The organism is Umezawaea sp., assembly GCF_057122925.1.
Genome location: NZ_DBNGPQ010000096.1, coordinates 82,867 through 102,486, shown reverse-complemented (window position 1 = coordinate 102,486; position 19,620 = coordinate 82,867). Strand labels below are relative to the sequence as shown.

Here is a 19,620-nt window from a genome sequence, read left to right as displayed (position 1 = left end):
GCGAACCGTCAGCGGAACACGCGCAACGGCACGGCAGCCGCCATCGCCGCCATCCCCGCGTCGTTCGGGTGCAGGTGGTCGCCGCTGTCGTAGGCGGGCAGCAGGCGGTCGGGCTCGGCCGGGTCGCGGAGGGCCCGGTCGAAGTCCACCACGCTGTCGTGCTCGCCGCTGGTGCGGATCCAGTGGTTCACGGCCTGCCGCGCGGCCTCGTTCTCCGGGCTGTGGAAGCCGAACGCGTCGTTCTTGAACGGGGTGATGGTGCCGCCGTGGACGCGGAGACCCCTGGCGTGCGCGCGGGCGATGAGCTGGCGGTGGGCGTCGATGACGTCCCGCGCGGTCACCCTCTCCGACTCCGGCGCGCTGGTGCCGGGGTGGCCGAGGTCGTTGACGCCCAGCAGGACGACGACGTGGGCGGCGCCCGGTTGGGCGAGGACGTCGCGGTCGAAGCGGCGGAGGGCGGCCTGGCCGAAGTAGTTCGCGTACGCCTCCGCCGGGTGGCCCGGTGGCGGGTTCGGGTCGTGCAGCAGGCGGTTGCCGCTGATGCCCGCGTTGACGACGCCGAGGTGCCGCAGCGCGGGCACCGCCTGGAGGCGCCTGGCCAGCACGTCCGGCCAGCGGCGGTTCGCGCCGCGCGTGGTCTCGGCGCCGTCGGTGATCGAGTCGCCGAACGCGACGACGGTGGCGTCGCGCCTGCCCGTGACGCTGACGCCGGTGAGGAAGTGCCACTTGCCGAGCACGGCGGTCGGCGTGATGTCGGCGCGGCCGGTGACGTTGCCCGCCGCCAGGTACCCGTCCTGGTAGGGGAAGGCGTGCACGGTCGTCGCCGGGGTGCGGCGGGGCAGGTGGACGCTGACGACCAGGTCGGAGTCGGCGGTCACGGACAGCGCGACGGGGTCGCTCAGCAGGGGCGCCCCCGGTGGCACGGTGGCCGAGGCGCGCCCTCCGAACGTGAGCCGCCGGTCGCTGCGCGGCTCGACCGCGGACCCCGCGCCCGCGCGGCGCGCGACGCGCGCCTCCCCGATGACCAGCGGCTGCGTCCCGAACTCGTTGGACAGCCGCACGCGCACGGTCGACCCGCCGACGCCGAGGTGCACGACCTGCCGCAGCGTCTGGTCCTCGAACGTCGTCGTGTCCGACGCGGGCACGGTGGTGGGCGAGGTCGCCCACGCCCCGACCCACGCCGCGCGCGGTTCGGCGGTCGCCGGTGGCGCCAGCAGGAGCACCAGCGCGGCGGCGGCGAGGGAGCGTTTCAGCACGGGGACCTCCGGGTCCGTGGACGGCCGCGGTCGCCCGCGACCGTCCACTCGGGACTGGCGCTCAGCGGCGGGACGCCGAGGCGAGGGTGGACCGCAGGGCGGAGTACGCGGGCTTGCGGGAGAAGTCCTCCCACATCACGGTCGCCGCGCCCTCTCCTTCGAAGAACACCGGGACCCACGAGTACTTGTCGGTGAAGCCCCAGATCGTGAACGAGTCGCAGCCGTCGACGTTCAGGCACGCGGTGAGGGTGCGGTTGTAGTAGTCGGCCTGCTGCGCGAGCTGCGCGTCGGTCGGGACACCGCTCTCCGGCAGGTCCATCCGCACGTCCAGCTCGGTGATCGCGGTCTCCAGCCCCAGCGCGGCGAAGCGCTCCAGGTTGGCCTGGAGGTCGCCGGGGAAGCCGTAGCGGGTGCTCAGGTGGGCCTGCGCCGAGAAGCCGTGCACGGGCACGCGCTGGGCCCGCAGCTGCGCGATCAGCGCGAGGTAGGCGTCGCTCTTGGCGTTGACGCCCTCCACCCCGTAGTCGTTGAAGAACAGCTTCGCCTTCGGGTCGGCCTCGTGCGCCCAGCGGAACGCGTCCGCGATGATGCCGGGCCCCAGCTCGCGGATCCAGATGTTCTCCGAGGTGCGCAGCTCGCCGGTCTCGGTGAAGATCTCGTTGGCGACGTCCCACTGCTGGATGTCGCCCCGGTACCGGCCGACGACCCTCTTGATGTGGTCGCGCAGGATCGAGCGCAGCTCGTCGGCCGTGAAGTCGCCCTCCTCCAGCCACGCGGGGTTCTGGCTGTGCCACAGCAGGGTGTGCCCGCGCACGACCTGCCTGTTCTGCTTGGCGAACCGCACGATCCTGTCGGCCATGCCGAAGTTGTAGCGGTCGCGCTCCGGGTGGATGTACTCCCACTTCATCTGGTTCTCGGCCGACACCGAGCTGAACTCCGCGGCGAGCACCCGGCGGTACTCGCGGTCGGAGGTGAAGGGGTCGGGGTAGGGCTGGCTCTCGTGGTGACCACCACCCGCCACGGCGGTCCCGATGTGGAACCCCTTCGGCGCCGCCCGGCGCAGGGTGTCCTTCTTGGCGTGACCGGGCGACCGGTCGTCGACGACGGGCGCGGCCGAGGCCACGAGCGTCAGCGGGACCGACAGCGCCACGGCGGCGAACGCCGCGGCGGCCAGACGGGTCGGTTTCATCAGGCTCTCGCTTCCTTGCGACGGCTTGACTTCGAAACTTTCGCACCCCCACGTGAAAGTTTCTGAGAAACCGGACCTTAAAATGCCGCCTCCGCACAGTCAAGGGCCGGCAAAGGGGTTCACCGGCACGCCTGGACGGCCGACCCGCCTTGATCGATCAACGCCGCGCCACCCGAACGAGTCGAGCGGCGAGCGGGTGATCACCTTACGATTCGTCGTGCCGGTGCGGTGGACGCGAAGGCGGCGACGGATGGCGACGACGGGCAGGCCGAGGGAGTTCGTCCTGGAGGACGCCCTCGACCGCGCCGTCGAGGTCTTCTGGCGCCTGGGGTACGAGGGCACGCGGCTCGACGACCTGACCGCCGCCATGGGGATCAACCGACCCAGCCTCTACAACGCCTTCGGCAACAAGGAGGCGACGTTCCGCCTGGCCCTGCGGCGGTACGCCGACACCGAGATGGCGTACCTGGCCGCGGCCATCGCCGAGCCGACCGCCCGCACCGTGGCCGAGCACTACCTGTGCGCGGGTCTGACCGCCGTCACCGCCCCCGGCAAGCCCCACGGCTGCCTGACCGTCCAGGGTGGACTGACCGGTGGCGCGGAGGACCAGCGGCGGGTCGCCGACCTGCTGACCGAGTGCCGCCGCGCCGCCGAGACCCGGCTGGCGCACCGCTTCCGCACCGCGGTCGTCGACGGCGACCTGCCCCGCACCGAGCACCCGGACGACCTGGCGAAGTACCTCGTCAGCGTCACGGCGGGCCTGGCCGTGCAGGCGGCGGGCGGGGCGACGAGGTGGCAGCTCGACCCCGTCATCCGCCGCGCCCTGCACGCCTTCCCCTGAGCGGGGCGAACGTCCCCGTCAGGCGTCGCCGTGGACGGTCACCGCGTAGCCGTCCGGGTCGGCGAAGGAGAACGTGCGCCCGAACGGCCCCTGGACCGGGGGCGCGACGATCGGGACGCCCTCGCCCGCCAACCGGTCGTGCAGGGCCTGCGGGTCGTCGGAGCGCAACCACAGCGCGACGCCGAGACCGGGCCGCGGGGTCGCCGCGTCCAGGTCGACGCCCGGCAGCGGCTCGCGCACCGCGAACGGGATCGGCGCGGTGTCGAAGACGACCGCGCCGGGCGGGGACGCGGTCGCCCTGCGCAGCCCGAGGTGGGTCTCGTAGAACTCGGCCGCGCGGTCGAGGTCGCGCACCTGGAGCGCGAGGAAGTCGGGTCCGGTGACGGTCATGCGGTCCTCCCGTTGGATGTCAGCGTGTTGACACGCAGAACGTATGTCATGATGCTGACATGGCGCAAGCGGAGGCGGTCGGACCGCTGGACGAGTCGGTGGGCTACGGCCTCAAGCGGGCGGCGGCGGCGCTGCGCACCACGATGGACGCCGCCCTCCGCTCGCTGGACCTGACCGTGCCGCAGTACGCCTGCCTCGAACTGATCGCGCGGCACCCCGGCCTGTCCAACGCCGACCTGGCGCGCGGCGCGTTCGTCACGCGCCAGTCGATGAACCTGGTGCTGCGCGGCCTCCAGGACCGCGACCTGGTCGCCCGCCCGGCGACCGCGCCCCGCGGCCGAGCCCTGCCCAGCCGCCTCACCCCCGCGGGCGAGGAACTGCTGGCCGCCGCGAGCGCCGCCGTGCGGGCCGTCGAACTGCGGATGCTGGCACCGTTCTCCGCGGCCGAGCAGGAGCGGCTCCTGCACGACCTCGCGACCTGCGTCCGCGCCCTCGCGCCGGACGCCTGACCATCCCGGAGAACGGTATTCCGAACAACGTGGATTCATTCACGAAAACACGTACGTGAATCGTCGAATGAATTCGACGAATCCACAGATGTGAATCCGTTCGCATACGTGACACGGCGTTGACACGCCCGAAACAAACAATTACGGTCCACATTCAGAAAGTGCTTTCCCGACGCCGCCACCGCTCCGGAAGCTCTTCTCGAAAGGACCTCCCAGATGGGAACGCACGTCGGGATCGACCGCGCCCTGCCGCGGGTCGCCGCCGTGGTGGCGGTGCTGGCCGCGACGCTGGCCGCACCGCCCGCCACGGCGGCGCCACCACCACTCGCACCGGCCGACGGCTTCGCGGGCGTGTCCGCCCTCGGCCAGGCGGGCACGACCGGTGGAGCGGGCGGGGCCGTGGTCACCGCGACCACCACGGCCCAGTTCCTCGACCACATCGCCCGCCCGGAACCGCTGGTGGTGCAGGTGAGCGGCACGATCACGCTGCCGACCGGCTCCAGCGACGGCATGCACGACGTCGCCTCCGACAAGACGATCATCGGCCTCGGCAGTGGTGCACGACTGGTCGGCGGCGGCCTGAACATCGGCCTCCCGGTGGACGACGACGTGACCTCGCCGCCCGCGAACGCCGTGCACAACGTGATCATCCGCAACCTGACGATCACCGGCGCGACCGACGACCTGGTCAACGTGCAGATGTTCAGCCACCACGTCTGGATCGACCACAACGACTTCTCCAACGGCGACGACGGGGCCGTGGACGTCAAACGCGGATCGGATTTCATCACGGTCTCGTGGAACAGGTTCCACGACCACGACAAGACGCTGCTGCTCGGCCACGACGACGACAACGCCGCGCAGGACGTGGGCCGGTTGCGGGTCACCTACCACCACAACCACTTCGACGGCTCCGACCAGCGCAACCCGCGCGTCCGGTTCGGCGAACCGGTGCACGTCTACAACAACCTCTACCGCGACAACAGCTACGGGGTCGCCTCCGCGATGAACGCGGGCGTGGTGCTGGAGGGCAACCACTTCGTCAGCGTCAACAACCCCGGCCGGGTCGACTTCAGCGGCGACCTCGGCCGGATGGTCGCCAGGGACAACGTGCTCGTCGACTGCAACCACGAGATCGAGGTGCGCGGGTCCGTGGTCGAGCCGCGCACCTACTACGCCTACACGCCGCACCGGGCGGCCGAGGTCCCGACGGTCGTGCCCGCGGGCGCGGGCGTCGGCAAGGTCTGAGGAGGAGAGCGCGTGGACGGCATCAGCAGACGAACCCTCCTCGCGGGCGCCGCGGCGACCGCGCTGGCGGCGAGCGCGGGACCGGCGCGGGCGACGGCACGGGCAGCGGCGCCCCGGGCCACGGCCGACGGCTTCGCCGGGGTGACCGCGCTCGGCCAGAACGGCACCACGGGCGGCGCGGGCGGGTCGGTCGTCACGGTGCGGGACGCCGAGACGTTCCTGGACTACTGCGACCGCGACGAGCCGTACGTGATCCAGGTCGACGGCGTGATGCGGATCAGCAGCAAGCAGGGCGTGCGGTCGAACAAGACCATCGTCGGGATCGGCTCGAACGCCGAGATCACCGGCGGCGGCCTGGACCTGTACCGCAGGCAGAACGTCATCATCCGCAACCTCCGGTTCACCGGGGCCGACGACGACGCCATCAGCGTCCAGCAGTCCTCCCACCACATCTGGATCGACCACAACGACCTCAGCGGCGGCGCCGACGGCCTGATCGACATCGTGCGCGGCGCGGACTACGTCACCGTGTCCTGGAACCGGTTCCACGACCACAGCAAGACCGCGCTGCTGGGCCACTCCGACGCCAACGGGAGCCAGGACCGCGGCAAGCTGCGGGTCACGTTCCACCACAACCTCTTCGACGGCACCGCCCAGCGGCACCCGAGGGTCCGCTTCGGCGAGCCGATCCACGTCTACAACAACCACTTCCGGAACAACACCCTCTACGGCGTCGCGTCCACGGAGGACGCCGGGGTGCTGGTCGAGGCCAACTACTTCGAGAACGTCGCCCACCCGATCTACTCCGGCTACGACGAGAGCGGACCGGGCCGCGTGGTCGAGCGGAACAACGTCTACGTCGGCTCCGGCACGCCCGCGACGCTCGGCACGGTCGTCGAGCCGCGCACCTACTACGCCTACACCCCGGACGACCCCACCGCCGTCCCCTCCCTCGTCAGCGCGGGCGCGGGCGTCGGCCGAACCCAGGGGAGGACCTCGTGAGAACAGCCACCCTCGCCTTCGCCGCGCTGCTCGTCGCGGGCGTCACGTCGGTGATCACCACGCCCGCGGCCGTCATCGCCGCGGAGGCCGGCCCCCTCGGTTTCGCGTCGGTGAACGCGCTGGGCCGCGACGGCACGACCGGCGGCGCGGGCGGCCAGGTCGTGACCCCGACCAGCGCGAGCCAGTTCAGGGACTACGTCGAGCGCGCGGAGCCGCTGGTCGTCCAGGTGGACCGCACGATCGCGCTGAGCGGGATGCAGGACGTGGCGTCGAACAAGACGATCGTCGGCGTCGGCACCGCGGGGCGGATCACCGGCGGCGGCCTGGACGTCGACGGCACCAGCAACGTCATCATCCGCAACCTGACCTTCACCGGCGCGAGCGACGACGCCGTCAACATCACCGACGGCGCCCACCACGTCTGGATCGACCACAACGACCTGTCCGGCGCGCACGACGGCGCCCTCGACGTGAAGCGCGGCTCGGACTACGTGACCGTGTCCTGGAACCACTTCCACGACCAGCGGAAGAACTCGCTGGTCGGGCACTCCGACGGCAACGGGGGCCAGGACCGGGGCAAGCTGCGGGTCACCTACCACCACAACTTCTTCGACGGCACCGCCGAGCGCAACCCGCGGGTCCGGTTCGCCGACCCGGCGCACGTGTTCAACAACTACTACCTGGGCATCACCGGCACCGACTCCTACGGCGTCGCGACCGCGATGGACGCGGGCGTGCTGGTGGAGGGCAACCACTTCGACACCGTGGCCTCGCCGACGAAGGTGCGGGTCTTCGAGAGCGATCCCGGTCGCCTGGTGCAGCGGAACAACGTCTTCGTCAACTCCGGCGCGCCGGAGGCGGCGGGCACCGTCACCGAGCCGCGCCAGTTCTACCCCTACACCGTGGACGACCCGAACACGGTGCCCGCGAAGGTCCGCGCTGGCGCCGGGGTCGGCAAGCCGGTCGCCACGGCCCTGGCCGACGGACCGGTCGGCTTCGCCTCGGTGACCGCGCTGGGCCAGAGCGGCACGACCGGTGGCGCGGGCGGCCCGGAGGTGACGGTCTCCACGGCCGCCGACCTCATCGCCGCGATCAAGGCCGACGGGCCGGGGGTGGTGCGCGTGCAGGGGCTGATCACGCTGGCGGCGGGCATGTACGACGTGTCGTCGGACAAGACGGTCATCGGTGTCGGCTCGGGGTCCGGCATCACCGGCGGCGGCCTGAACATCGGTCTCCCGGTCGGCGACGCGACCACTCCCCCGGCGAACGCGGTGCACAACGTCATCATCCGCAACCTGGTGTTCCGCGCCGCGAGCGACGACTCGATCAACGTGCAGATGTTCTCCCACCACGTCTGGATCGACCACAACGACCTGTCGGCGGGCAAGGACGGCCTGATCGACGTCAAGCGCGGCTCCAGCTACGTGACCGTGTCGTGGAACCACACCCACCACCACACCAAGAACATGCTGCTGGGCCACGACGACGGCAACGCCGCGCAGGACACCGGCCACCTGAGGGTCACCTACCACCACAACTTCTTCGACCGGACGCCGCAGCGCAACCCCCGCACCCGCTTCGGCAACCCGGTGCACGTGTTCAACAACTACTACGTGGCCAACAGCGACACGGGCGTGGCGTGCCAGAACCGGTCGGGCTGCTGGGTCGAGGGCAACTACTTCGAGGACGTCGAGGAGCCGATGACCACCAGCTACTCGGGCCCGAAGGGCAGCATCGTCGAGCGGGACAACGTCTACGTCGACAGCGGCGAACCCGTGGTCGGCGGCACCGTCGAGGACCCGCGCGCCTACTACTCCTACGCCCTCGACCCGCCGGCCGAGGTGAAGGCCCTGGTCACCGCGGGTGCGGGAACGGGCCGGATCTGACCCTCACCGGTGGTTGCACAGCTCCAGCGGCGCGCCCTCGGACGTCGTGCACGGCAGGTAGCCCGCGTCGGTCAGCCTGGCGCGGGCGCTGTCGTGCCGCAGCAGGTAGTCCACGAAGCTCGCCGCGGGCGACCCCGGCTGCGGCCTCGCCCTGGTGTACAGGTACTCCACGGTCCAGAACGAGTAGCCGGACTCGACGCCCACGGCGGGGTCGAACGCCTTGCCGTCGACCGTGAGCGCGGTCAGCGGATCGGCCTTGCGGGCCTGCGCCACCGACGGGGCGTCGGCGTAGCCGATCGCGCCCTCCGTGCGGCCGACCTCGCGCGCCACCTCGGGGTTGGATCCGCGTTCGCACCGGATCGTCGCGGCGCCGGGGACGCGGTCCCTGGTCCGGCAGCCGTTGGACGACAGCTCGCCCTCACCCGTGCCGAGCACCTTCTGCTCGAACAGCTCCCGGCTGCCCGACTCCCCGCCGCGGCCGACGATGCGGATCGGCAGCGACTCCCCTCCCCGCACCTGGTTCCAGTCGGTGGTGGTGCCGTCGTAGATCGAGCGCAGCTGGGCCGTGGTCACGGTGTCCAGTCCGACCGAGGCGTTCACGATCACGTGGAAGACGACGATGCCGACCTGCTCGGAGTGCGGGGTCGCGCCGTCGGTGTCCTGCCTGCCGTCCGCGAGCGCCAGCAGCCCCGTGTCGTCGGGGCCGAGCGCCGTGACCGCGCGGACCCCCTCGACGCTGCCGGTGGGCGTGGTCGCGACCCGCGCGCCCCGGCTCCCGCAGACGCGCTCGTAGTCCTGCGCCACGGCCTGCGCGACCGGCATGAACACGCTGGAGCCCTCGACCCGCAGCACGCCGGGGACGCACGCCACCGTCGAGTCCGCGGGCGGGGGCACGAACACCAGGCTGAGGACCAGGAACGCGGTGAGCAGCACGGCGAGCGCGCCGGTCGCCCTGGGGAGGGTGACCAGCCGCTCGCGCTTCTCGTCCTTGAGCAGCCCGCTGTCCCTGAGCTTGCCCGACGCCTCGATGTCCTTGGTGACACCGCTGTCGTCGGGCTCGCGCAGGATGACGACGAGCTTGAACTTCTGCTTGCGCCGCAGCGCCAGGTCCTCGACGCGGACGCCGTGCCACTGCTGCTCGACCTCCACCTGCGGGCTCTGCGCGGCACCGGTCCACCTGGCCATCCACAGCGGCAGCCGTTCGCGGACGGTGCGGAGGCTGTCGCGCTCCACCGGCTCGGGCCCGGTGCCTGCGCCGAAGAACCGCAGGCCCGCCCTGACCCGCGCGCGGATCTCCTCGGTGCTCGCCTCGGACACGCGGGCGTTCCACACGACCCGGCGGCCGAACGTGAACGACAGCGGGCGCTCGAAGTCGTCGGCGTCGATGTCGTACCCGCCGGTGTTGCGGATGCGGATGACCACGATGCTCATCCGGTCCAGCAGCTCGGAGACCTGGTAGAGCTGCCGCTGACCGGCCTTGGCGGGCTCGGTGCCGTCGTGCAGCTTCTCCAGCCCCAGCCCGATCTTCGAGTTGTACAGCACCCGGTAGGTGATCCGCTTGCGCCGGATGAGGAAGCGGTCGACGAAGGGCGTCGCGATCAGCAGGACGATGCCCAGCACGACGTTGCCGGGCCCGAGGAAGTCCAGCACCGACTGCAACGCCCTCTGCACGACCACGAGAACTCCTCTCCGCAGAACCGGATTCTCGACGGTCCACCACCGCTCCAGGTCCCCGTCGACCGTCCGTTCACCCGGAGTTCCACCCGCGGCTACCGGACCGCGGTCAAGAACTGCCCCGGCCGCAGAGCCCTGGCCACGATCCGCGTGTCACCGATCCAGCCGTAGAACCCGTGCCCGTAGCGCAACGCGAACTGCGTCGCCCCGATCACGAACGGCTTCCCCAGCGTCGAAATGCCCTTCGACTCCTCCGAGGCGTTCCGGGCGATCTTCGCGCCGTCGACGTACATCGTGGTGCGCCGCCCGTCGTTGACCACGGCCACGTGCGTCCACCGGCCGGTCGGGATCGCGTGGCTCCACGACGTCGGGTCGGCGTCGGTGGGCACGGGGTAGACGACGAACTGGAGGAAGCGCTCGCCCGACACGTTCAGGCTGCACGTCGGCTCCTCCGGCGACCAGCCGCTGGTCTTGCCCGCGTCACCGCTGCGGCCCTCCCAGCTCAGCACGCCCATGAACGCGTGGTCGCCCTCGAACGGCTCGGGCAGCTTGAGGTAGGTCTCGATGGTGTACCCGGACTCGAACCTCATCCGGTTGACCGGCGCCGACTCGGCCGCGCGCAGGATCGCGCCGCGATCGGGGTCGCGGGCCCCGCCGAACCGCAGGCTCGCGTGGGCGGGCTGGGTGTCGTGGTGCTCGTCCGACCACGTCAGCACGTCGGTTCCGCTCGCGTTCAGGTGCTGGACGGTCAGGTCGTTGCCGTTGCCGGTCAGGTCGCGGGCGACGCTGCCGGGCGCCACGGGCTGCCCGGCGGCCCCGGCGGCGGGCAGGCCCGCGGTGTCGAACCGCCAGTACGCCACGGTGCCGTCGACCAGCACGGCCGACGCCGGTCGGGGCTTCGGCAGGACCGGCGGGGCGAACCCGGCGAAGCGGGTCCGGAAGTCGACCTCCACCGAGAACCGGTCGGCGTCGCCGGTGAGCCGCGCGGTCTCGACCTCCGGGACGGTGTCGCCGCGGGTGAGCAGCCACGGCGAGCACGTCTCCACGTCGATCACGCCGCGGGCGAGGTCGAAGGTGTAGAACCGGACCATGCCCGCGCCGCCGTAGTAGCGGTCCTGGTAGTTGGTGACGTGCAGGTGCACGGGGTTGCCGTGGTCGTTGGTGAGGGTGGTGCGGCCGGGCGGCCAGTAGTGCCCGTTGAGGGTGAGGAACACCTGGTCGTTGCGCCGGACCAGGTTGTCCCACAGGCGTTGCCCGTGCGCGGACAGCTCGGCCCGACCGCCGTCGGCGGACACGAGGTCGTGGGTGGTGAGGATGACGGGCAGCGTCCGGTGGTCGTCGATGACCCGCTGCGCCCAGGCGAGGCCGCGGTCGGACACGCGCCAGTCCAGCGCGAGCACCAGCCACTGCCGACCGCCCGCCTTCACGATGTGGAAGCTGTTGTACCCCTTGGGTTCCACGCCGCCGAACGTCGGCATCCGGGAGAACCTGCCCGGCGGGAAGGTCCGCGAGTACGGGGTGGACCCGCGCTGGTCGTCCGAACCGCCGGGAACGTCGTGGTTGCCCGCCAGGACGCTGTAGGGCATCCGCCCGTCGATCGTGCGGAACACCGCGTCGGCCGTGCGCATCTCGCGCTCGGTGCCGTGCTCGGTCACGTCGCCCAGGTGCGCGAGGAACACGACGTCGCGCCGCTCCAGCAGCGCCCGCAGGGCGTGGCGGACCGGCTCGGGGTCCGACCCGCCCTCGTCGAGCAGGTACTGGGTGTCGGGCAGGACGGCGATCGTGAACCGCGAGCCGTCCCCGTCGGGCGACGTCCCGGCCGACGCCCCGGCGTTCGCGGTGGCAGGCAGCGCGCCCGTCGCGGGCACGGCGAACGCCGCCTGGAGCAGCGTGCGCCGACCGATGTCGCCGGTGCGGGGTTCGTCGGCCATGGGGTGGTTCCTCCAGGGGTTCGGGTGAGGACGTCAGGGTGGCGGCCCCCACCGGCAGGTGGTGGACGTGCGGTCGAACAACAGCCGCACACCCGCTGAAATCTCGCCCCCGGACGCCGGTCGGGACGCGCCGGGTAGGGTTCCGCACGACGGGAGCTGAACGGCCGCGTCCCCGGTCGATGTTCGAGGAATCCGCATGATCGCTGTACTGCCCACCGTGCTCACGGTCATCGCGCTGCTGATCGCCGCGGGCGCGCTCGCCATGGTCATCGCCGACCGGCCGCTCGCGCTCGGCTCCACGCCGACCACGGCCATCGGCGTCCCGCTGGTGCTGCTGGAGATCGGTCTGGTCGTCCAGGCCGTCGTCGGCCTGGTGCGGATGAGCGGCGCGGACCGGGAGATCGACGAGCTGACCTTCGTCGGGTACCTCTTCGGCCCCGTGGTCGTCGTGCCCGTCGCCGTGGTGTGGGCGCTGGCCGAGCGCACCCGGTTCGGCCCCGGCGTGCTGCTGGTCGGCTGCCTGAGCGTGCCCGCGATGATCCTGCGCCTCACCCAGATCTGGGCGGGCCATGCCTGAGCCGACGACCGACCTCGCCGAGGCGACCCGGTCGGGCCCCGGCCGGCTCCTGATCGCCGTCTACGGGATCTTCGCGCTCGCCGCGACCGCCCGCTCGGCCGTGCAGATCGGCACCCGCTTCTCCGACGCGCCGCTGCCCTACCTGCTGTCCGCGTTCGCGGCCGTCGTCTACGTGCTCGCCACCGTGGCGCTGGCCCGCGGCGACGGCACGTCCCGCCGGGTCGCGCTGGTCTCCTGCGCGGTCGAACTGGTGGGCGTGCTCGTCGTCGGCACCGTGAGCCTCGTCGTTCCCGACGCCTTCCCGGACGCCACCGTCTGGTCCGGGTTCGGGCAGGGCTACGGCTTCATCCCGCTGGTCCTGCCCGTCCTCGGCCTGCTGTGGATCCGCCGGGTCAACTCCTCCGCGCGGTAGCTCGGCGGGTCACGACGCCTCGGTCGACCCGACCCCCCTGATCCGCCCGTCGCGGAACGCGTCCACGAACAGCCGGTGGTCCTCACGGGTCTGCGCGGCGTACCGCAGGGCGAACTCCACGATCGAATCGGCGAACTCCTCGTCGCGGTCGCCGATGGCGGCGGCGATGGCCTCCTCGCACTGGAAGTCGACCAGCGTCTGCTCGGAGTCCGAGTCGGCCACGCAGTGCATCTTGGCCGTGGCGCGGCCGAGGTAGCCCAGCACCGGCAGCATGTCCGCGGGCTCGGTCAGGTCCGACCAGTCGAGGTCCGAGACGTAGGGCGACAGCTCCGCCACGACGTAGCCCACGCCGTCCACCCGCGTGTGCCCGAGCCACGGGTCGGCGTGCGCCTGCAACGCCCGCTGCGACACCGCGGTGCGGTGGCCGTGGTCGGTGAAGTACTCCCGGATGCGCTCGTCGCGGACGATCCGGCTGGGCGCGGCCACGTTCGCCTGCTTCATCGACAGGACCACGTCGTTCTCCAGCGCCTGCGTGCGGCCCTCCACCAGGACGTTGTACGCGGGCAGCCCGGCCGAGCCGATGCCGAACCCGCTGCGCCCCACCACGTCCTTCACGGCGTAGGTGAGGCTGCTGCTGGCCCTCTTGCCGGTGGGGATGGTCTCCAGGTACGCGGCGAACGCCCGCTCCACCGTCGCGCGCTCCTCCTCACCCAGCTCCCGCACGCCCGAGCGGTCGCGGCGGAAGTGCCGCTCGTAGTCGACGACCACGGTCGTCTCGTCGAGCAGCTCGACCCTGGTCGCGAGCCTGGCCCGCAGCAGCACCTGGTGCAGCACGCCTTCCGTGCTGTCCAGGCGCAGGCTGAACAGCTCGTCGCCAGGGTTCTCCGCGAACGACCGGACCTGCCCGACGTAGGAGGTGACGTAGGTCCGCACCAGGTCTTCGATGATCTTGTCCGGCAGGGCCTTGCGCCACCCGAGCAGCGCCATGCTCGCCGAGAACCGCCGCACGTCCCAGGTGAACGACCCGAGGTAGGCCTCGTCGAAGTCGTTGACGTCGAACACCAACGTCCCCGAGGCGTCCATGTAGGTCCCGAAGTTCTCCGCGTGCAGGTCGCCCTGGATCCACACCCGACCGGTCCGCTCGTCTGCCCACTCGTCCGGCTCCTCGGCCATGTCGGCGTAGAACAGGCACGCGCTGCCCCGGTAGAACGCGAACGGCTCGGCCGCCATCTTCCGGAACTTGTGCCGGAACGCGGCCGGATCGGCGGACATCAGGTCCTCGAACGCGTCTTCGAGGACGGCCACGATGCGGTCGCCGCGGTCAGTCATCCGGTGCCCCTTTCGTCGAGCGGTCGTGATCTTCGCCGATTCCGGCGACGCACGCCAACACCGCTCCACGTCCAGGACGCCGCGGACGGCCCACCGGTTCCACCCGCGGGGCACCGGTGATCGGGCAAATCCTCCACATCGGACGAACGCGCCCGTCCGCTCACGCGGTCGGCACGGCCAACCTGGCCCGCAGGTCCCGCAACGCCGCCACGTCCCGCTCGCACGACGACGGCAACCCGCGAACCAGGACGTCGACGTGCTCCCCCACGGTGGCCCGGTCACGACGACTCGACCGGACGAACGCCCTCGCGTACGCCTTCGCGATGGCATCCACCTCAGCGGGCAGCGTGCCTCCGAGCAGCGCCTCGGCCAGAGCCGCGTCCGGCTCCGTCACCTGAGCCCAGAAGTCCGCCCGCCGGGCGCTCGCGGCGGCCTCCCGCGACCGCGCGATCAGCGTCCGCGCCCGGTCCTCGTCCAGCGGCTGCTCGGGGCACCGCCTGCCGACCAGCCAGCCGAGCACGACCTCGTTGAGCGCCGGGTAGAAGTCGACCTCGCCGGTCCGCTCGTGGTGCAGCTCGACGGCACGGCGGTAGGCGTCGCGGGCGGCGACCAGCGCGGCGGTGAGGTCGGCCTGCCGGTCCGGCGGCACGCACCGCGCGCGCCTGCGGGCCACGCCGCCCAGCAGCGAGTACCGCTCGGGCGTCTCGCCGAGCTGGATGAGCAGGTTCGCCGACCTCTCGGCCTCGGCCAGCAGCACGGCCGCGTCCGGACCAGGCCCGTCGGGGTGCCGGGCGCGTTCCACCGCCCACTTCGCCTGCACGTTGACCAGCTGTTCGAGGCTCTTGACCGACCCGACCGCGTCCCACTCGCGGCGGACCGTCTCGTAGCAGTCGACCGCCTCGCGGTAGTGCGCGAGCAGCATCCACACGTCGCCGGTCCGCGACCGCTCCTGCCCCCGCAGCCAGTCCGACGGCACGGTGGCGAGCAGCTCGCGCAGTTCGTCGGCCAGCACGCCCACCTCGTCGTCGCGGCAGCCCGCGGCGCGGCGCTTGAGGTCGTCGAGGCGGTCGGCGAACTCGCGGCGGGCCACCGGCCGCTCCGGCGCGGGGGTCCGCCTGCTCGCCGGGTCGAGGCGGAACGCGGGCGGTCCGTACACCTGGTAGGCGCCCCAGGTGTTGGTGGACGGGAAGTCCCGGTACACGCGCTTGCGGGCTTCGAGGGTGGCGATGCCCAGGTCGCGACCGCCCAGCAGCTCCCCGTACACCGCGTCGGCGAACGCCTCGGCCGCGGCGTCGTCCACCGCCCAGCCCGCGGCGATCACCGCGCGCACCCCGTTCTCCACGAGCTGCCGCGCCACGCTCGACGCGAGGCGGTCCGCCCGCACCGGCTCGCCGGACCGCCCCATCGCGCCGGTGTGGCAGCAGTTGACGAACACGAGGTCCGGCGCCGTGCGCATCTTCGCGATCTCCAGCGCGCCCAGGTAGGCGTCGTGGCCGATCCGGACGCCGCTGCGGGTGGGGTCGGCCGGGTCGTGGTGGCCGTGGCCCGTGATGTGGACGATGCGGTAGTCGCGGCGGAACAGGGCGTTGAGGATGTCGACGACGTCCTCCTCCGCGTCCTCGCCGGGGATGATCGACGTGACGTCGTACCCCATGCCCTGCAACAGCTCCCGCACGTGGTGGGCCTCGGCCCGCGCGCCGGGCAGCCGGGGCAGGCCGGTGCCCGCGGGGTCGCCGACGACCAGCGCGGCGTTGCCGGACGACGGTCGCGTCAGCTCGGTGAACGTGCGGCTCTCCAGCCGCCGGATCACGCCCACCTGCACGGCGAGCGGCAGCACGCCCTCGTCCTCCGTGCGGGTGGCGAGCATCTCCAGCGGCAGCACGCCCGCCTGCTCGTCGACGACCACCATCAGGTGCTCGCTGCCGTAGCCCTGCCCCTTGAGCCCGGTGGGGACCAGCAGCTCGTAGAGGGTGTTGAACAGCTGCGCGTCCGGGTTGACGTCCGCGACCGCCTCGGCCACGAGCTCGTCGAGCAGCCCGCGCTGGCTGGTGTTCACCCGCTGCTCGGCGCGGGCGTGCCTGCCGATGCTGGTGAACGACAGCTCGACGAGGTGGTCGTGCACGTGGACGCGGTCCTCGGGGTCGGCGGCGACGATGCGGACCGTCCGCCACATGTCGTCGTGGTAGTCGGGCCGGGGCAGGCCGGACTCGCCGTCGCCGCTCTCCAGCATCAGGCGCTCCACGACGACCTCGCCGTGCAGGGAGCGCGCGAGCTGCGTCGCCGCCTTGGTCGCCTGGATCGCCCGCTCCTCGTACAGCTCGACGATCCTCAGCTCCTCCACGAACGCCCCGGCGCGCAGGTCGCGCAGCCGCCGGTTCGCCTGCCGGACACCGGTCACGATCGCGCTGAGCGAGTTCTCCACGGGCATCGGGGGCACCAGCGCGGTGCCGATCAGCACCGCGGAGACCGACAGCGGCGGTGGCGGCACGTCCGGCAGCGCCCGGTCCTCGTGGACGGCGGCCAGGCGCAGAACGGCCTGGATGACGCCCGCGGTCAACGCGCCGGGCGTGAGGTCGCCCGCGTCGCCGACGCCGATGACCACCGCCGCGGGGCCGTCCGCGTTCCCGAACACCTCGCACGTGCCCAGCGGGCCGGGGTACTGCCTCATGTCGAGCCGTCGTTCGAGGGCCCTGTTCAGGTGGTCGTCGACGGCCCGCTCGGCGCCGCCGATGGAGGTCCCGTCCTGGTGGCCGACCAGGACGGGACCGCGCACCGAGCCGAGGTGGCCGTGCACCACCGAGACGCGCAGGGCCTGCCGCGCGGTCGACCGTCCGCCGCCCCACGCCGTCCGGACCACCTCGTCGTCGGTGGGCAGCAGCAGCCGTCCGCGCGGGTCGGGCATCGGGGCCTCGCGGGGAGACCCGGCGGGCGGCGACGTCAGCATCCTGGCGGGCGACCGGCCGGCCAGCAGGTCCAGCACGACCGCCGCGACGTCGGGGTCCGAGGGCAGGTCGGCGTGCGGGACGAGCGCGTACCAGGTGGCCGGTCCGCGCACCCGGCGGCCGGTGTGCGGCGCGAAGCCGTCGCCGTCGGAGGAGACCGTGAACCCGCCTGCCGCGGTCCCGCCGGACACGGTCTGGTCCGCGGTGCCGTGCACGGCGCTGATGCCGCTCCAGTCGGCGGGCAGCAGGGCCGCCCTCTCGGCCGCCGCGCCCGGCAGCAGCGCCGTCAGCGTCGGCCAGGTCCCCAGCCACGAGCCCACCTCCTCGGTGGTGGCCCCGCCGTCCAGCAGGGCGATGGCCGCGGTCAGCTCGTCGCGGCCCGCGAGCCGCGCCTCGACCAGCGGGCTGCCGTCGAGCGGCGGCCCGAGCAGCACCGCGCGGCCACCGGCGGCGCGCCAGGCGGCGTGCAGCCCGTCGGTCCCCAGCGCGCCGAGCACGACGAACGCGCCCGTGCCGTGCGCGACGAGGTGCGGCGCCCCACCGCCGTCGACCCGTGCGCGGAGGTGCTTGGCGAGCCGGGCCGCCGACTGCTCGAAGCTCACGCGCGGGTTGTACGGGAACGGCACGACCCGGTGGCGCTCCCCCAGCACGCCCTCCAGCTCCGCGTAGGCCGGGACGAGGGCCTCCGGCCTGGTCTGCCCGGTCAGCACCCGCTCCGCGCGCAGGCCGACGAACCGCGACACGTCCGGCCACGTCGGCAGACCGCCCTGGCTCAGCGCGCAGCCGAACACGTCCGGCACCAGCAGCACCTCGCCCTGGACGGCGGCGTCGACACCGCCCCGACGCCCCTGGGACCGGGGCGCGACGCGCGGCTCGAACCCCTCGACCGCCTCCCCCGGCTTCGCCTCCAGCCACGCCTTCACGGCGCGCCTGCTGTCCGGGTTGGCGAAGTACGCGCCGTGGTTGACGTCCCCGCCCTGGAAGGACCTGGTGCGCGGCGTGGTCCGGGTGGCGCCGCCGGACATCGAGGACGTCGGCACGACGTAGTCGTGGTCCTCGCGGTAGAACAGGTCGGCGCCCAGGGTCAGCAGCCTCCGCGCGATGCCCGCGCCCTGGACGTCGCCCGCGATCGAGCCGAGCCCGTCGTCGAGCGACTGCGCCGACAGCAGCATCCGCAGGAACGGCGACTCCGGCATCTGGGCTTCGAGCCCCGGCACGATCCGCGGGTCCGTGCGCTGTTCGAGGAACGTCAGGAGGAACTTCTTGACCAGCGCGGCGATCCCGGTCTCGCGCAGCCCCGGCACGAGGGTGAAGACGTTGAACAGGAACGACGCCCACCGGTCGACGCGGTGCGACGCGAGCGTGGTCCCCCTGGCCGGGCAGGCGACCCGGACGAAGCGCTCCACGGTGACGCCGCGGTCGACGAGCACCTCGCGCAGCCGCGGCAGCGCGTCGCGGTCGGGGTGGCCGTCGGGGAAGGTGTCCAGGACCGGCCGGTGCTTCGCCGCGTAGCTCAGCGCCTCCCCGACGAGCCCGCCGCGCGAGTGGCTGATCAGGTGCAGCCGGGAGCCCTCCGGCAGGTGGGCGGCGGCGTGCAGGGCGTTCTGCGCGGGCGTGAGGCCGAGGGTCGCGTGCTCGACCGCGAGGATCCTGCCCCGGTAGCGGGCCGCGACGGCCCTCCACTCCGCGGTGTCGCGCAGGGCCGTGAAGGCGCCCTCGGTGTGGGAGAACGTGCCGTGCAGCAGCACCAGGAACGGGTCGTCGGCGGACGGCGGCGCGGACTTGAGGGGACCGGTCCTGGCCAGGCGCAGGTCCTCGCCGATCTGGTACACGCCACGGGGTTTCGGCCTGCGCCGCCAGACCGCGTCGGGCACGTGGTCCCCCGGCGACACCGGTTCGTCGATCCAGTCGACCACCTTGCGCATCGCGGCCCTCGCCGCCTCGTCGAACAGCGGGCGCACGGCCAGGTCGACCGCGGCGCTGATGAGACCGGAGCGGTTCACCTGCGCGCCGACGGCGGCGTCGACGACGCGGACCGCCTCCCGCACGTCCTGCGGCACCGCGACGGCCGAGCGCCGCACGGCGGCGAGCCGCGCGCCCCCGCCGCGCGTGGTGGAGTCGAGGTACGCGGTCAGGTCGCCGCCGCCCGCGCGCTCGACCAGTCCCCCGGCCCGGTGGAAGGTCACCACGCCGTCGGAGTCCTCGACCTCGACGACGTCGGAGTCCTCACCGTCGAGCGCGACCGCCTCGGCCTCGCCCCGGCTCACGCCGGTGAGCCGGACCTCGCCCCTGACCTCGTACCGGACGTCGTCGCCGTACAGCTCGGCGAAGTCGTCCCGGTCCGACCGCTCCGCGACCCCCTTGCCGCGCACGGTGAACTCGACGGCCATCGTGACCCGCCCTCCTGCCCCGACCGCCCGGCACCACCAGGCGC

Annotated in this window: 14 protein-coding genes; 7 read left to right on the top strand and 7 right to left on the bottom strand. The window is 72.7% G+C overall.

From position 1 onward, the window contains the following. Window positions 1-8: 8 nt before the first annotated feature. Both AC156L_RS22285 and AC156L_RS22280 read right to left on the bottom strand, forming a co-directional pair. On the bottom strand, window positions 9-1,256 hold the full coding sequence (locus tag AC156L_RS22285) for an SGNH/GDSL hydrolase family protein (RefSeq protein WP_330874907.1): 1,248 nt from the start codon (window positions 1,254-1,256) through the stop codon (window positions 9-11). A 61-nt stretch (window positions 1,257-1,317) separates the two neighbouring features. Further along, complete coding sequence (locus AC156L_RS22280) at window positions 1,318-2,445, bottom strand: endo-1,4-beta-xylanase (RefSeq protein ID WP_330874906.1); 1,128 nt, start codon at window positions 2,443-2,445, stop codon at window positions 1,318-1,320. Between the two features lie 250 nt (window positions 2,446-2,695). On the opposite strand from AC156L_RS22280, the gene AC156L_RS22275 reads away from it, so the two are divergent. Beyond that, window positions 2,696-3,286, top strand: a complete 591-nt coding sequence (locus tag AC156L_RS22275; RefSeq protein ID WP_330874905.1) for a TetR/AcrR family transcriptional regulator — start codon at window positions 2,696-2,698, stop codon at window positions 3,284-3,286. Window positions 3,287-3,304: 18 nt separating this feature from the next. Here the strand turns inward: AC156L_RS22275 and AC156L_RS22270 are convergent, their stop codons facing one another. After that, entirely contained in the window at window positions 3,305-3,676 is a 372-nt protein-coding gene (locus AC156L_RS22270; protein ID WP_330874904.1) for a VOC family protein, read from the bottom strand. Window positions 3,677-3,735: 59 nt separating this feature from the next. On the opposite strand from AC156L_RS22270, the gene AC156L_RS22265 reads away from it, so the two are divergent. The 4 genes from AC156L_RS22265 to AC156L_RS22250 all read left to right on the top strand — a co-directional run bounded on the left by AC156L_RS22265 (window position 3,736) and on the right by AC156L_RS22250 (window position 8,321). Then, complete coding sequence (locus AC156L_RS22265; RefSeq protein ID WP_330874903.1) at window positions 3,736-4,185, top strand: MarR family winged helix-turn-helix transcriptional regulator; 450 nt, start codon at window positions 3,736-3,738, stop codon at window positions 4,183-4,185. 216 nt (window positions 4,186-4,401) lie between these two features. Beyond that, complete coding sequence (locus AC156L_RS22260; protein ID WP_484407225.1) at window positions 4,402-5,433, top strand: pectate lyase family protein; 1,032 nt, start codon at window positions 4,402-4,404, stop codon at window positions 5,431-5,433. 12 nt (window positions 5,434-5,445) lie between these two features. Then, window positions 5,446-6,435 carry a pectate lyase family protein gene (locus tag AC156L_RS22255; RefSeq protein WP_330874901.1) on the top strand — a complete coding sequence of 330 codons (990 nt, stop codon included), beginning with the start codon at window positions 5,446-5,448 and terminating at the stop codon, window positions 6,433-6,435. Then, window positions 6,432-8,321 (top strand): pectate lyase family protein, encoded by a 1,890-nt coding sequence (locus tag AC156L_RS22250; protein WP_330874900.1) that lies wholly within the window; start codon window positions 6,432-6,434, stop codon window positions 8,319-8,321. The genes AC156L_RS22255 and AC156L_RS22250 overlap by 4 nt, the downstream gene beginning before the upstream one ends. 3 nt (window positions 8,322-8,324) lie before the next feature. Here AC156L_RS22250 and AC156L_RS22245 read toward each other — a convergent pair whose 3' ends face one another. Beyond that, the gene (locus AC156L_RS22245; protein ID WP_330874899.1) at window positions 8,325-9,998 is read right to left on the bottom strand and encodes a PstS family phosphate ABC transporter substrate-binding protein; all 1,674 of its coding nucleotides are present in this window, start codon (window positions 9,996-9,998) and stop codon (window positions 8,325-8,327) included. Between the two features lie 92 nt (window positions 9,999-10,090). Further along, window positions 10,091-11,926, bottom strand: a complete 1,836-nt coding sequence (locus AC156L_RS22240) for a LamG-like jellyroll fold domain-containing protein (RefSeq protein ID WP_484407224.1) — start codon at window positions 11,924-11,926, stop codon at window positions 10,091-10,093. Between the two features lie 196 nt (window positions 11,927-12,122). On the opposite strand from AC156L_RS22240, the gene AC156L_RS22235 reads away from it, so the two are divergent. Continuing rightward, window positions 12,123-12,503, top strand: a complete 381-nt coding sequence (locus AC156L_RS22235) for a hypothetical protein (RefSeq protein ID WP_330874897.1) — start codon at window positions 12,123-12,125, stop codon at window positions 12,501-12,503. Continuing rightward, window positions 12,496-12,915 (top strand): hypothetical protein, encoded by a 420-nt coding sequence (locus AC156L_RS22230; RefSeq protein ID WP_330874896.1) that lies wholly within the window; start codon window positions 12,496-12,498, stop codon window positions 12,913-12,915. The genes AC156L_RS22235 and AC156L_RS22230 overlap by 8 nt, the downstream gene beginning before the upstream one ends. Window positions 12,916-12,924: 9 nt before the next feature. Here AC156L_RS22230 and AC156L_RS22225 read toward each other — a convergent pair whose 3' ends face one another. Further along, complete coding sequence (locus tag AC156L_RS22225; protein ID WP_330874895.1) at window positions 12,925-14,244, bottom strand: DUF2252 domain-containing protein; 1,320 nt, start codon at window positions 14,242-14,244, stop codon at window positions 12,925-12,927. 160 nt (window positions 14,245-14,404) lie between these two features. Beyond that, complete coding sequence (locus AC156L_RS22220; protein ID WP_330874894.1) at window positions 14,405-19,576, bottom strand: CHAT domain-containing protein; 5,172 nt, start codon at window positions 19,574-19,576, stop codon at window positions 14,405-14,407. Window positions 19,577-19,620: the final 44 nt, after the last annotated feature.

Coding starts and splice junctions, on each gene's coding strand:
- AC156L_RS22270 (WP_330874904.1), bottom strand. CDS start 3,676: ATGACCGTCACCGGACCCGACTTCCTCGCGCTCCAGGTGCGCGACCTC.
- AC156L_RS22240 (WP_484407224.1), bottom strand. CDS start 11,926: ATGGCCGACGAACCCCGCACCGGCGACATCGGTCGGCGCACGCTGCTC.
- AC156L_RS22235 (WP_330874897.1), top strand. CDS start 12,123: ATGATCGCTGTACTGCCCACCGTGCTCACGGTCATCGCGCTGCTGATC.
- AC156L_RS22275 (WP_330874905.1), top strand. CDS start 2,696: ATGGCGACGACGGGCAGGCCGAGGGAGTTCGTCCTGGAGGACGCCCTC.
- AC156L_RS22220 (WP_330874894.1), bottom strand. CDS start 19,576: ATGGCCGTCGAGTTCACCGTGCGCGGCAAGGGGGTCGCGGAGCGGTCG.
- AC156L_RS22230 (WP_330874896.1), top strand. CDS start 12,496: ATGCCTGAGCCGACGACCGACCTCGCCGAGGCGACCCGGTCGGGCCCC.
- AC156L_RS22260 (WP_484407225.1), top strand. CDS start 4,402: ATGGGAACGCACGTCGGGATCGACCGCGCCCTGCCGCGGGTCGCCGCC.
- AC156L_RS22225 (WP_330874895.1), bottom strand. CDS start 14,244: ATGACTGACCGCGGCGACCGCATCGTGGCCGTCCTCGAAGACGCGTTC.
- AC156L_RS22265 (WP_330874903.1), top strand. CDS start 3,736: ATGGCGCAAGCGGAGGCGGTCGGACCGCTGGACGAGTCGGTGGGCTAC.
- AC156L_RS22280 (WP_330874906.1), bottom strand. CDS start 2,445: ATGAAACCGACCCGTCTGGCCGCCGCGGCGTTCGCCGCCGTGGCGCTG.